Annotated in this window: 10 protein-coding genes; 6 read left to right on the top strand and 4 right to left on the bottom strand. The window is 65.0% G+C overall.

The window, feature by feature from the left end:
* Positions 1–350: 350 nt before the first annotated feature.
* Both DNL27_RS03265 and DNL27_RS03260 read right to left on the bottom strand, forming a co-directional pair.
* On the bottom strand, positions 351–1,877 hold the full coding sequence (locus DNL27_RS03265) for a catalase (protein ID WP_112234696.1): 1,527 nt from the start codon (positions 1,875–1,877) through the stop codon (positions 351–353).
* Between the two features lie 72 nt (positions 1,878–1,949).
* Complete coding sequence (locus DNL27_RS03260; protein WP_239494434.1) at positions 1,950–2,453, bottom strand: Fur family transcriptional regulator; 504 nt, start codon at positions 2,451–2,453, stop codon at positions 1,950–1,952.
* A 536-nt stretch (positions 2,454–2,989) separates the two neighbouring features.
* On the opposite strand from DNL27_RS03260, the gene DNL27_RS03255 reads away from it, so the two are divergent.
* From DNL27_RS03255 to DNL27_RS03230, 6 genes are all read left to right on the top strand, one after another.
* Positions 2,990–4,978, top strand: coding sequence for a class I SAM-dependent DNA methyltransferase (locus DNL27_RS03255; protein WP_112234695.1), 1,989 nt, complete (start codon positions 2,990–2,992; stop codon positions 4,976–4,978).
* Positions 4,975–6,252, top strand: a complete 1,278-nt coding sequence (locus DNL27_RS03250) for a restriction endonuclease subunit S (protein WP_162627091.1) — start codon at positions 4,975–4,977, stop codon at positions 6,250–6,252. The genes DNL27_RS03255 and DNL27_RS03250 overlap by 4 nt, the downstream gene beginning before the upstream one ends.
* Complete coding sequence (locus DNL27_RS03245; protein WP_112234693.1) at positions 6,249–9,398, top strand: type I restriction endonuclease subunit R; 3,150 nt, start codon at positions 6,249–6,251, stop codon at positions 9,396–9,398. The genes DNL27_RS03250 and DNL27_RS03245 overlap by 4 nt, the downstream gene beginning before the upstream one ends.
* 94 nt (positions 9,399–9,492) lie before the next feature.
* A complete protein-coding gene (locus tag DNL27_RS03240; RefSeq protein ID WP_112235740.1) occupies positions 9,493–10,701 on the top strand; it encodes a heparan-alpha-glucosaminide N-acetyltransferase domain-containing protein in 1,209 nt (402 codons plus the stop codon).
* Complete coding sequence (locus DNL27_RS12370) at positions 10,626–11,000, top strand: excisionase family DNA-binding protein (protein WP_239494474.1); 375 nt, start codon at positions 10,626–10,628, stop codon at positions 10,998–11,000. The genes DNL27_RS03240 and DNL27_RS12370 overlap by 76 nt, the downstream gene beginning before the upstream one ends.
* Before the next feature lie 32 nt (positions 11,001–11,032).
* On the top strand, positions 11,033–11,455 hold the full coding sequence (locus DNL27_RS03230) for a hypothetical protein (RefSeq protein WP_204360325.1): 423 nt from the start codon (positions 11,033–11,035) through the stop codon (positions 11,453–11,455).
* Positions 11,456–11,528: 73 nt separating this feature from the next.
* On the opposite strand, the gene DNL27_RS03225 is transcribed toward DNL27_RS03230, so the two are convergent.
* A complete protein-coding gene (locus tag DNL27_RS03225) occupies positions 11,529–12,677 on the bottom strand; it encodes a PLP-dependent cysteine synthase family protein (RefSeq protein ID WP_112234692.1) in 1,149 nt (382 codons plus the stop codon).
* A 43-nt stretch (positions 12,678–12,720) separates the two neighbouring features.
* Positions 12,721–12,924, bottom strand: coding sequence for a hypothetical protein (locus DNL27_RS03220; protein WP_112234691.1), 204 nt, complete (start codon positions 12,922–12,924; stop codon positions 12,721–12,723).
* Between the last annotated feature and the right edge of the window lie 318 nt (positions 12,925–13,242).

Here is a 13,242-nt window from a genome sequence, read left to right as displayed (position 1 = left end):
GGCGTGCATTCGCAAACGATTGCTCTGTGACGCCGATGTCGAAGCGCGGACATTACGCGCCGGACGACGCCGCGCCGCGCGGCTCCCCGGCCCGTCCTTGCCGAACGGGCCCGTGCTCGAGGTGAGCGGTCGGGTCCCTCCCCCTGGAGCGCTCAGTTGTCCGCGCGCCCTCTGGCAGATGCCCGAGACCCGGAACGCGCGAACACCCGGCCAGGATCACTGACCGGGTGTTCGCACGCGTGTGAACGTCAGGGGTGGGCGGCCATCGGCGGCCGGGAGCCCCGCACGGTGATCATCCCACCGCGCCCGGGCCCACCGAACTCACCCGGGGTCCGTTCACCCCCGGAGCGTTACTCGCTGATCTCGGAGTTGCTCGTGGGGTCCTCGTCCACGCCCATGCCCGGAACCTCGGGGTTGGCGGCGTTGGACTTGACGGCCTCCTCGATACGCTGACCGATGTTCTCGTCCACGTTCTTCCAGTAGTGGAAGGCGTTCGAGAGCACCGGCTCCTCGACACCATCGAGGGCGCCGGCCACGGTCTGCACGAACCGCGCGCGCTGCGCGTCGTTGAAGACCTCGCGGATCAGGGTGCCCGGCTGACCGAAGTCGTCGTCGTCCTGACGCAAGGTGTAGGCCTCGCGGACCAGAGCGCCGTCGTCCTCCCAGCCGTTGTCCACGGGACCGGTCTCGTCCGACCAGGAGTCACCGAAGGAGTTCGGGGCGTACACCCGCCGGGCACCGCTGTGGTGATACGTCATGCTGCCCTCGAAGTTGTAGGTGTGCACTTCGTTGATCGGGCGGTTCACCGGCAGCTGCTGGAAGTTGGTGCCGACGCGGTAGAGCTGGGCGTCCGCGTAGGCGAAAGTGCGCCCCAGTAGCATCTTGTCCGGGGAGTTGCCGGTGCCCGGGACCATGTTCGCCGGGGAGAAGGCCGCCTGCTCGATCTGGGCGAAGAAATTCTCCGGGTTGCGGTTCAGGGTCATGGTGCCCACCTTGTGCCGCGGGTAGTCCTTCTTGGACCAGGTCTTGGTCAGGTCGAAGGGGTTGAACCGGTAGGTCTTGGCCTCCTCGTACGGCATGATCTGGAAGTACAGGTCCCACTTCGGGTACTCGCCCCGCTCGATCGCCTCGAACAAGTCGCGACGGTGGACGTCGCCATCGGCTCCAGCCAGGCGCTCGGCCTCTTCGTTGCTGAGGCTCTCCACGCCCTGCCGCGACTCGAAGTGCCACTTGACCCAGAACTTCTCGCCCTCGGCATTGACCAGCATGTAGGTGTGCGAGCCGTAGCCGTTCATGTGGCGCCAAGTCTTGGGCAGGCCGCGCTCACCCATCAGGTAGGTGACCTGGTGGGCGGACTCGGGGTTGTTGGTCCAGAAGTCCCACTGCATGGTGCCGTCACGCAGCCCGGAGTCCGGCAGGCGCTTCTGCGAGCGGATGAAGTGCGGGAACTTCATGGGGTCGCGCACGAAGAAGATCGGGGTGTTGTTCCCGACCATGTCGAAGTTGCCTTCTTCGGTGTAGAACTTCAGGGCGAAGCCACGGACGTCACGCCAGGTGTCCGGGGAGCCCAGCTCGCCGGCCACGGTGGAGAAGCGGGCCAGCATCTCGGTCTTCTTGCCCGGCTGCAGGAAGTCCGCCTTGGTCCACTGCGAGACGTCCTCGGTGATCTCCAGGGTGCCGAACGCGCCCGCGCCCTTGGCGTGGGGACGACGCTCGGGAACGTTCATCCGGTTGAAGTGCTGCAGGGTCTCCACCAGGTGGTGGTCGTGCAGCACGATGGCTCCGTCGCGGCCCGTGGTCAGCGAGTTGCGGTCGCTGACAGCGGGGATGCCGGCCTGGGTCGTGGACCCGGTGGCGTGCGGGGTGGGTTCCGTCATCGCGTACTCCTTGATGGGGTTGGGATGGGTGGGTGAACCGGTAGCCCGGATGGGTTCCCGGAGCTCAGGGGTCTAGACGGGCAGCGCGGTCGCACCGGCCCGCTGGGCCGAGCAGTCGGAACACACGCCTTGGTAGACGACATCGGCCACGTGGATGCTCATCCCGTGGGTCTCGCTGGGGGTCAGGCACGGTGCATGCCCCACGGCACAGGCCACGTCCTCGATGCGTCCACACACCGTGCACACGGCATGGTGGTGGTTATCGTCGACCCGGGTTTCGTACCGTGCCGGGGAGTTCGCCAGGTCCAGCTGGCGCAACAGTCCGGCGTCCGTGAGCGAGTGCAGCACCACGTAGATGGACTGCACCGTGATCTCCGGCAATGCCGTGCGCGCGTCCGCGAGCACCTCGTCCGCGGTGGCGTGCTGGTGCCGCTCGAGCGCGTCCAGCACCGCCAGTCGGGGCTTGGTGACCCTCAGTCCGGCCGCCCGGATCCGATCGGTCCACGGCACGGGCACGACGGCGCCGCCGCCGTTCTCCCGTCCCCCGGGCTGATCGGTCAGTGTTGTCGAGGTCATAGCTTCACTATGTCATGTTTTGAGTTACTCATCAAAAGGTTGCGGGGTGTGCCGGGCGACGCGGGAATGACGGGAGGGTGAACCCTCGGGGAGGGCGGCTTGCCCCTCCTCACCCTCTGGCGCCGCGGCAAACGCACTCCACTACGTCCATGCCGCGATCCGCACGGTTCTTCCCTGTTTTCTGATCGTTCTGCACCACAGATGTTCCCACCCGCTGTCCATCGGCGCGTCCGTTCGCGCGGGCCATCGACGACGCCGCCCGCGGCCTCCGCGGCGCCCAACGGCGGGCGGCCGTACTACCTGTCCGGGTGCTTCACGGCAGGGTACAAACCCGCGAGCCCACAGAGGGTCTCCAACAGGGGCAGGTCACACTGTCACCAGTTCGTGCAACAGACCCATTTGGTTCCGCTGGTTGGCCGGCACCAGATCCGAGAACCTTCAGCTCACAAAAAGCCGCGAAGAGAACAGCTTCTCATTGCCCCCCTCGTAGACTGCACGGTAGACCCCCGCCCCACCGAGTAAGGCAGCCACCCGCCGTGTTCAACCACGCCTCCTTCATCTGGGGTGCCGCAGACATCCTGCGCGGCACCTATAAGCAGCACCAGTACGGGGATGTGATCCTGCCGTTCACGGTCCTGTTCCGCCTGGACGCCGTGCTGGCCCCCACCAAAGAGGACGTCCTCGAGGCCATCGGCCCCACCTACGTGGACACTGAGCCACCCCTGGCGATGATCCGCAACCGCACCAAGCAGGCCGGCAACGAGCACACGTACAACTTCTTCAACCGCTCCCGCCACACCCTCAAGACCTTGCAGGGTGACCCCGACAACCTCGAGGAGAACCTGCGAGACTACGTCAACGCCTTCTCGGAGAACGTGCGCGAGATCTTCCAGAAGTACGAGTTCGAGCAGACCATCTCCGGCCTCGCCCAGCACGATCTGCTCCTGCAGGTCCTGCAGCACTTCACCAAGGCCAACCTGCACCCGGATGCGGTGTCCAACGAGCAGATGGGCCACATCTTCGAAGAACTGATCCGCAAGTTCGCGGAGGCGTCCAACGAGACCGCGGGTGAGCACTTCACCCCGCGCGAGGTCATCGACCTCATGGTCACGCTGCTGCTCCACGACGACGAGGAGCTCACCACCCCCGGCATCGGCCGCGACGTCTACGACCCCACCGCCGGCACCGGCGGCATGCTCTCCGCCGCCGAGAACAAGATCAAGCAGTTCAACAGCGAGGCCTGGGTCAACCTGCTGGGCCAGGAGATCAACCCCGCTTCCTACGCGATCTGCAAGGCCGACATGGTGGTCAAGGGCCAGCCCATCGACAACATCGTCCTGGGCAACACACTGACCAACCCGGCATTCGAGAACCGCACGTTCCACTACTGCCTGTCCAACCCGCCCTTCGGCGTGGATTGGAAGCAGCACCGCAAGGCCGTGGAGACCGAACATCAGATCGCAGGTTTCGCCGGCCGCTTCGGCCCCGGCCTGCCCCGTGTCTCGGACGGCTCGCTCCTTTTCCTGATGCACCTGATCTCCAAGATGCGCGAACCCAGCGCCACGGAGGAGAACCAGTCGGCCGGCCGCGCGGCCATCGTGCTCAACGGCTCCCCCTTGTTCACGGGCGGTGCCGGCTCCGGGGAGTCCAACATCCGCAAGTGGGTGCTGGACAACGACTACCTCGAAGCGATCATCGGTCTGCCCACGGACATGTTCTACAACACCGGTATCTCCACCTACGTCTGGATCCTGTCCAAGGACAAGGCCCCCGAACGCCGCGCCAAGGTCCAGTTGATCGACGCCACCGGCATGTTCGTGAAGATGCGCAAATCCGTGGGCTCCAAGCGCAAGGAACTCTCGAAGGAGAACATCAAGGAAATCACCGACCTCTACGCCGTGTTCACCGAGTCCAAGCACTCCAAGATCTTCCGCACCGAGGACTTCTTCTACCGCACCATCACGGTGGAGCGCCCCCTGCGCCTGAACTTTGCGTTCACCGCCGAGCGCATCGAGCGCGTCATGGCCTCCAAGCCGGTCGCCAAGCTCCCCGACGACGACGCCGCCGCACTCCGTTCCGCCCTTGACACCCGGTTCCAGCGCGCAGCCGGAGAGGTCAGCACCAATAAGAGCGCATTCACGTCGGAACTTCTCGAGGTCCTGGCCGAAGCCGGTGTCGTGGTGAAGCCCGCGGCACTCAAGGCCATCGTGGCCGAGCTCAGTGAGCGGGACGAGAACGGGGAGCTGCAAACAAACCGTGTGAAAGACCCGGAACCGGACCCCACGCTGCGGGACACCGAGAACGTCCCCTGGGGCCAGGACATCCACGAGTACCTGGAGCGCGAGGTCAAACCCTTCGTCCCTGACGCCTGGATCGACGAGTCCAAGACCAAGGAGGGCACGGAGATCCCCTTCACCCGCCACTTCTACGAGTACGTTCCGCCGAGACCACTGGAAGACATCGACCGCGACCTCGACGAGGTCCTGGGCCGCATCCGCGCGCGACTGGAGGAGGTGAAGCGGTGAAAAATGTGCCGCTGAAATATATGTCCGTCATCTCGCTCGGAAAGATGCTCCAATCCACTCCAGCGCGTGCGGATCAGGAAGTCTTTCCCTACCTAAAGGCATCCACCCTCACGGAGAACGGCCTTGACTTGAGCTCGCTCCAGCAGATGCCTTTTAGCCGCCGGGAGCAGGAGATACTTCAACTCCAAAAAGACGATGTTGTAGTCGTTGAAGGTGGATCAATCGGCCGGAGTGCGTGGATTTCCGAAGATATGGCGGGAATATACTTCCAGAACTCCATCAACCGAGTTAGGCCCAAAATTTTCGCAGACGGGCGCTATCTAAAATATACAATAGAGTCACGTCGCGCATCAGGTTTCTTTGACGCAATCACCAACCAAGCGACGATCCGCCACCTGACGGCGGACAAGTTGGCAAACACCCCAGTTCCTTACTTAAACCAGGAACGGCAGCGTAAGATAGCGGACTACCTCGACCACGAGACCGCCGAAATCGATGCTTTTGTCGCTAGTTCAGAGAACTTTCATCGGTTAGCTAATGAACGTCACCTTGCTGAGGTCGAGAGTGAGGTATGGAACGAAGGATATCCCCTAGTTCGGATCAAGTTTATTACGGATGTGCTTCCAGGATTCTCTTTTAGGAGTGGCGATTATAAAGAATACTCAGAGGGTGCGGTAAGGCTACTTCGCGGCATCAATGTCACCCCTGGCGAAATCAATTGGGGTAATTGCGTCGCTCTTCCAGAGACTGAATCAAGAAATTATTATGAATACTTGCTACGGACTGGTGATTTCGTTCTCGGCCTTGATCGTCCGATTGTGGGGTCAGGGCTACGGCTTGCTGAGATCGATGAGGAGTCCGAAGGTTCCCTGTTAGTGCAACGGGTTGCCCGAATTCGGTTAACTTCTGGGATGGTGCTCCGTCGGTGGCTGTATGCAGCTTTGCAAGGAACGCGCTTCGAAGCCCATCTCACGCCTAGTTTCACGGGAGTCAGCGTTCCACACATGAGTCCTGGCCAACTGGAAAATTTCGCAATTCCCGTCCCGCTCCCCGAGACCCAGAACGCCAAGCTGAGAATATTAAGTCGGGCCAGCGAGCAGCACGCTCTATTAGAAAAAGACATTTCGGCGGCAATCTCCCTTGCCCGCGAGCGGCGCGCCGCCCTCATCACCGCGGCGGTGACCGGACAGATCGACGTCACCGCTAAGAACAAGCCCGCAGCGGAGCAGCTCGAGGACGACGTCGCGCAGGGTCTGCACAGGGAGTACGCATGAGCGCACCGCATCAGGAAAAACCATTCCAGAGAGAGATCGCGGAGTACCTGGAGGGGCACGGGTGGTACCACTCCCCCAACTCCGGCGGTTACGACAAAGAGCGGGCGCTGTTCCCCGAGGACGTTCTCGGGTGGCTGCAAGACACCCAGCCGGAGCAGTACGCGCGGATCGTTCCCGAGCACGGGGATGACGCCGCGCGGGCCAAGGGCGAGCGCCGGATTCTGGATCGCCTGGCATCTCAGCTGGAGCAGTCGGAAAAGGCCGGCGGTGGCACCCTCAATACGCTTCGTCGCGGCTTCTCGGTCCCCGGGGCGCAGCGGTTCAGCATGCTCACGGCTCCCCCGGCGGACGACCGCAATCCTCGGATCACGGAGCGCTACGCGAAGAACCGGGTGCGGGTGGTGCAGGAGGTCGGCTACTCCACGCGGAAGAGCGACCGCATCGACCTGGTGCTGTTCCTCAACGGGCTGCCCGTGGCGACCGTCGAGATCAAGACGAACTTCACGCAGTCGCTGCAGGCGGCCATCGAGCAGTACAAGACGGACCGCACACCGGCCGGGGAGCCGTTGCTGACCCCGCATCGGGGTTCGCTCGTGCACTTCGCGCTCACCGAGAACGATGTCTACATGACCACCCAGCTCAGGGGCGCGGACACCTCGTTCCTGCCCTTCAACCAGGGGCACGACAACGGAGCGGGCAACCCACCGTCGAAGGATGGCGTGGCCACGTCCTACTTCTGGGAGCGGATCCTGCACAAGGACACGTGGATCACCATTCTCACCAAGTTCGTGTACGTGAACCACGAGAAGAAGACCGATCCCCGGACCGGGCGGATCACGGAGTCCAGCCAGATCCGCTTCCCGCGCTTCCACCAGTGGCGTGCGGTCACCAAGCTGACCGAGGCCGCCAGGACAGAGGGCCCGGGGCAGAAGTACCTGATCCAGCACTCGGCGGGCTCGGGCAAGACGGACTCGATCGCGTGGACCGCCCACCGCATGGCCTCCCTGCACACTCCGGAGGGCGAGAAGGTCTTCGACACCGTGTTCGTCATTGCGGACCGGCAGGTGCTGGACCGCCAGCTCCAGGACGCGGTGGATCAGCTGGTCGTGACCACGGGAACCTTCGAACCCGTCACCTCCGGTTCCGAGGGCTCCAAGACCGAGCGCCTGCTGGAGGCGTTGCGGGCGGGCACGCAGATCATCGGCGTGACCCTGCAGACCTTCCCGTACGCCCTCGCCAAGATCCGGGAAAAGGGCGGGACATTCGAGGGCAAGCGCTTCGCGGTGATCGCGGACGAGGCGCATTCGTCGCAGACCGGCGCGGCGGCGTCGTCGGTCAAGGACCTGCTGTACCGCAACGACCCGACCGCGGCGCAGGCGGGCGAAGAGACCGAGCTGGAGCCGGGCGCGGACCAGGACGCCCTGGTCCAGATGGCCGCACAGGCGGACGACGGTCGTCGGATCAGCTACTTCGCGTTCACCGCAACCCCCAAGGCCAAGACCCTGGATCTGTTCGGCACCCCGGGTCCGGACGGTAAGCGACAGGCGTTCGACCTGTACTCCATGAAGCAGGCCATCCAGGAGGGGTTCATCCTGGATGTGCTCAAGAACTACACCACGTACGAGATGGCCGCCCGGATCGCCCTCAAGGGTGCGGACCCCGAGACGGTGCCCGAGGGCAGGACGGGGACTGCGGCGGCGTCGACCGAGGACGAGGTGGACGTGCGCAAGGGGACGCGCGCGTACATCGGGTTCGTGGAGCTGCACCCCACGAACGTGGATTCCAAGGTGGACGTGATCCTCAAGCACTATCAGCACACCGTGAAGGAGGAGCTGGGCGGGCGCGCGAAGGCCATGGTGGTGACGGGGTCGCGTGCGTCCGCGGTGAAGTACCAGCGGGCGTTCCAGAAGCACATCGAACGCGAGAAACTGCCGCTGCAAACCCTCGTGGCGTTCTCGGGCTCGCTGCCGGATCCGGATGTTACCGCGATCGGTAACTCGGTTGTGCCGGAGGTGACCGAGGCGTCCATGAACCCGGAACTGCGCGGGAGGGACCTGGCCGGGGTGTTTAGCCAGGAGGACCAGAACATCCTGATCGTGGCGAACAAGTACCAGACGGGCTTCGACCAGCCGCTACTCACGGCCATGTACGTGGACAAGCAGCTCTCCGGGATCGCCGCGGTGCAGACGTTGTCGCGGCTCAACCGGCGCGCGGACGGCAAGAAGAACACGTACGTGCTGGACTTCGTCAACGACCCCGCCCAGATCCTGGCGGCGTTCCAGGACTACTACGAGGACGCGCGCATCGAAACCGATTCGGACCCGGACCTCGTGGCCAAGCAGATGACCAAGCTGGATGCCGCCAACATCTACACACCCGCGGAGGTCGACCGGGTGTGGGCGGCGTGGTCGGACAGGAACGGCAAGCGCGGCACGCTGACCTCGGCGCTGGCGCCGGCGGTCGAGCGGTTCACCAACCGCTGGTCCCGCGCCGTGTACGACGACGACGCCGCAGCGCGCGACGAGCTCGACGAGTTCCGTTCCCTGCTGGACCAGTACACGAAGTCCTATGCGTTCTTCTCCCAGATCCTCAACTTCGGGGACACGTACTACCTCAAGCTCTCGGTGTTCGCGGACCTGTTGGCGCGACTGCTGCGCGAGCAGCTGGACGGCGGCGAGCGCGAGACGGTGACCGCGGACGACGTCGTCCTCACCCACTACCGACTGGAGAAGCAGCGGGACGAGGACCTGCAACTGGAGGACGGCGAGGCCCGAGGGCTGCAGGGCATGACCGAGGCCGGGATGGCCCGCCAGCAGGAACGCGAGCGGGCGGCCAAGGCCGAGCTGGTGGAGAAGGTCAACAGATTCCTCGGAGGCCTGGACGCCAGCGACGAGCACAAGGTGAGCGCGGTGGAACTACTGGTCCGCGAGGCCGCCGAGAACAAGGACCTGCAGCAACAGGCGCGCAACAACACCAGGGTGGACTTCTCGCATTCCCCGCAGGTGCGTCTTGTGCTGGAGGATTCCGTATGGAATCAGAACCGCCAGTCCGAGGCGATCGCCAAGCGATTCCAGGAGCTTCCACCCACCGATCTGGTGGAACTGGCCATGGCGTTCGATTTGTGGGAACGGTCGCGGGCAGGGTAGGGCTTATCCCTGAAAGCACGTGTTAGGGGGCCGCGACGCCGGGGAGAACTCAGGAGTACGAGTGAATACGACACGACGCGGGGGCACGGGGGACGTGGCAACCGCAACGGACGGGGCGCCACGCAAGCGGCGACTGGTGGGGATCGATGCCGCCCGGGGGCTGGCACTGATCGGGCTCATGGCCATCCACCTGCTGCCCGCGTGGAACGAGCAGACCGGGGAGGCCAGCTGGTCCTGGCGACTGTTCTCCGGGCACTCGGCGGCCCTGTTCGCGCTGCTGGCCGGAGTGGGCCTGGCGCTGGGCTCCGGCGCCCGGCAACCACGCGAGGGGCGAGCCCTGACCGCTGACCGGGTGAGTGTCCTGGTCCGCGCCCTGCTGATCGTCACGGTGGGCATGACCGTCAACGCCGCGATGCCGGAGGATCCTCCCGCCTACAACATCCTGTTCTACTACGGCATGTTCTTCATCCTGGCCATCCCGTTCCTGCATGCCCGCCCCAAGACGCTGTTCATCTGGGCCGCCGCGTTCGGGATCCTCTCGCCCCTGCTGATGCAGCGCATGCTGGATGTTCTGCCGGAGTGGTGGTACTACAACCCCACGCTGCCCAATGTCCTCAGCAACCCCGCGGGCACGCTTTCTCAGCTCCTGCTGACGGGCAACTACCCGGCGCTGCCGTACATGACGTATCTACTGGTGGGGATGGGGCTGGGCCGCTTGGATTTGCGAGCAGTGCGCACCCAGGTCCGCCTGGTGATCGTGGGCGTCGCGCTCACCGTGTTGGCCCAGCTCGTGTCCGCCGTGCTCCTCTACGGCCTCGGGGGCTACTCCGTATTGCAGGAGGCATCGCGCTTGAGCGAGTCCACGCTCGACGAGATCCTGGTGTGGGGTACTGGCTCGCTACCAACCGACACCGGGTGGTGGTTGGCCATCACGACCCCGCATTCCAACACGCCGCTGACCATTGCGACCAGCCTCGGACTGAGTTTGGCGGTGCTGGGGGTGTTCCTGCTGATCAGTCAGAAGATCGGGGACTGGCTACTGCCGTTGTCGGCGATGGGATCCATGACCCTCACGCTGTACTCGGCGCACCTGCTGGCGCTGTCCCTCGAGCTGCATTACGACTCCCCCTACCTCTGGTACCTCGTGCACGTACTTGTGGCCGCCGTCTTCGCGGTCATCTGGCAACGGACTCTGGGGCAGGGACCGCTCGAGCGGGTGGTCGCCTACTGCGCGAAGGGGACGCGTCGCCTCGTCGCCGGGCAGGGCGGCAATGCCAATCCTGGAAAAACCCGCAACTCCTAACTGGCGTCAACATTGTCCCGCGGTACCCGCTCTGGCGTTCGACCTATGGGAGCGGCTGCGGCAGAGCGAGGGCTGCTGATCATCTGGGAATCTCCCGGCCAACACTGGTCAAGCTGCTGGAGCAAGGTGATATCCCATTCACCAAGGTCGGAAGGCACCGCAGAGTCCTGCTGACTAATCTCATTGCCTACGAAGAACGTCTCGAGAAGACACGCCGCGAAGGTCTCCGACAGGCAACTCACGAGGCAGCGAACCACGGCACATACTTCGACATCCCGGCAGACCCGGCCACCCGGTAACTCCCCATGTCGTTCCCGGTGGTTCTCGATGCATGCGTATTGATTCCCATGCCTATCGCAGATCTACTACTGCGTCTGGCCACGGCCAAGCAATTCAGGCCGCTCTGGTCGAGAACTACGAGAGCCTCGTGCCTGCCATGACCAATGACCCCAAGGCCAGACATGTGCTGGCGGCAGCGGTCCGTTCAAGAGCCGAGCTCATCGTGACATCCAACCAGAAGGACTTCCCGACGACCGCCCTCAAGCCCTGTGACGTTGCGGTGCGGTCTCCGGATGACTTCTTACTCGACCAGTTGGATTTGGACCCTTCAACAGTGGTCCGCATCGCCGAAGAAGTGGTGGCGGACATGCGGAGTCCGGAGATCACGTGGAATGGGTACCTCGAGGGTCTCGCTCGCGCCGGCTTGCCCCTATTTGCTATGGAACTCGAAAAGCGGACCGCAGGAGTCGGCTAGAAGCCAGTTCCAAGGGGCACCCCACAACGCTGACTGCCCATCTTCATCGTCGCCGGGCGGGGTGACTCGTAGCTCACCCCAACTCCCCATCTCCCATGAACCCCTCCAACCGCTCGAGGTACGGGGCGATGTCCAATCCCTCCCCCGCCAGCCACTCGTCCGAGTAGTACTTGTCCAGGTAGCGGTCCCCGGGGTCGCACAGCAGCGCGATCACGCTGCCCCGCTCCCCCGCCCGCACCATCTCGGAGATGATGCGCAACGCCGCCCACAGCCCCGTGCCCGTGGAGGCCCCGGCCTTGCGACCGATCAGGGTGTCCAGGTGGCGGATCGCGGCGACCGCGGCGGCGTCGGGAACGCGGATCATCCGGTCGATCGCCGAGCCCATGAAGCTCGGCTCCACGCGCTGCCGGCCGATGCCCTCGATCCGGGACCCGAGCGGCGTCGTCACCGAGGGGTCCTGCTCGCGCCAAGCCGGGAGGAAGGCCGAGTTCTCCGGGTCCGCCACGCACACCCCCGTCTGGCGGCCGGTGTAGCGCACGTAGCGGGCGATCGTCGCAGAGGTCCCGCCGGTGCCTGCCGTGGCCACGATCCACGCGGGATCCGGATAGCGCTCCTGGGACATCTGCGCGAACAGCGACTCCGCGATGTTGTTGTTCCCGCGCCAATCCGTGGCCCGTTCGGCGAACGCGAACTGGTCCATGTAGTGACCGCCGGTCTCGCGCGCGAGGCCCGCGGCGACGTCGTACACCTGGTCCGGGCGCTCCACGAAATGGCAGCGACCGCCATGCAGCTCGATCAGGCGGATCTTGTCACGGCTGGTCCCCTGGGCCATGACGGCGATGAACGGCACCCCGATCAGCCGTGCAAAGTACGCCTCGGACACCGCCGTGGACCCGCTCGACGCCTCGATCACCGGCCGCCCCTTGCGCACCCACCCGTTGCACAGCGCGTGCAGGAACAGCGAGCGCGCCAGGCGGTGCTTGAGCGAGCCCGTGGGGTGCGTGGACTCGTCCTTGAGGTACAGGTCCACGCCCCACTCCTCGGGCAGCGGCACCGATAGCAGGTGCGTGTCCGACGACCGGTTGCCCTCCGCCCGCACCTTCGCCACGGCCTCGGCGCACCATCGCCGGGCCTCCGCGTCGAAACGGTCGATGTCCTCCTCGGGCGCCACCGCCGACGACGACGCCGCTCGCTCCCCCACGCTCATTCCTCGAGTGCTCATGAGGGAACCCTATGCCGGACCCACTTCCCCGCGGGGCATCCCGTCACCGCAGCCAGCCGGGGCGGGCGTCACCCGTCAGCGCGGTCAGCCAGTAGTCCGGCAGCAGGTCCGCCAATCGCTTCCACACGACCGCCGTGGGATCGTCCCGGCCCGCCACCGCCGCACCGTGCTCCGACCCGTCCGGAAACCGGGTTTCGAGTAGTGCCTTGCACTCGGTCACGACGTAGTCCAGAGCGGAAGTGTCCATGGCCGGAGCCTATCGGGGAGCGCGCCGCATGGGTCGATTGGCCAGTCGGCCAGAGTTGCCCGCGGTACGACCACGTTCCGACGCCGGCCCGGCGGACGATCGAACCCTCGGACCGACCGAGGTGACGGTCGCACGGTGGAGCTGCAGCGGCGTCGTCTCCTCGCGGACGTGCAGGCGCACCAGCGCAACGTGGCGCACGAAGGGGGCCCGGCGGCCTCGCACTGAGAGGGCACGAACGTGTGAGGCGGGGCCTGACCGGCGACCCGCGCCGGCCACGAGCCGCCCTGGCTCCGCCGGCCACGACCGCCCCGCCTGATG

It is taken from the genome of Kocuria sp. BT304 (assembly GCF_003290245.1).
Classification (GTDB): Bacteria; Actinomycetota; Actinomycetes; order Actinomycetales; family Micrococcaceae; genus Kocuria; species Kocuria rhizophila_A.
This window is presented reverse-complemented; position numbering and strand designations above follow the sequence as displayed.

Coding starts and splice junctions, on each gene's coding strand:
- DNL27_RS03265 (WP_112234696.1), bottom strand. CDS start 1,877: ATGACGGAACCCACCCCGCACGCCACCGGGTCCACGACCCAGGCCGGC.
- DNL27_RS03260 (WP_239494434.1), bottom strand. CDS start 2,453: ATGACCTCGACAACACTGACCGATCAGCCCGGGGGACGGGAGAACGGC.
- DNL27_RS03245 (WP_112234693.1), top strand. CDS start 6,249: ATGAGCGCACCGCATCAGGAAAAACCATTCCAGAGAGAGATCGCGGAG.
- DNL27_RS03230 (WP_204360325.1), top strand. CDS start 11,033: ATGCGTATTGATTCCCATGCCTATCGCAGATCTACTACTGCGTCTGGC.
- DNL27_RS03225 (WP_112234692.1), bottom strand. CDS start 12,677: ATGAGCACTCGAGGAATGAGCGTGGGGGAGCGAGCGGCGTCGTCGTCG.
- DNL27_RS03220 (WP_112234691.1), bottom strand. CDS start 12,924: ATGGACACTTCCGCTCTGGACTACGTCGTGACCGAGTGCAAGGCACTA.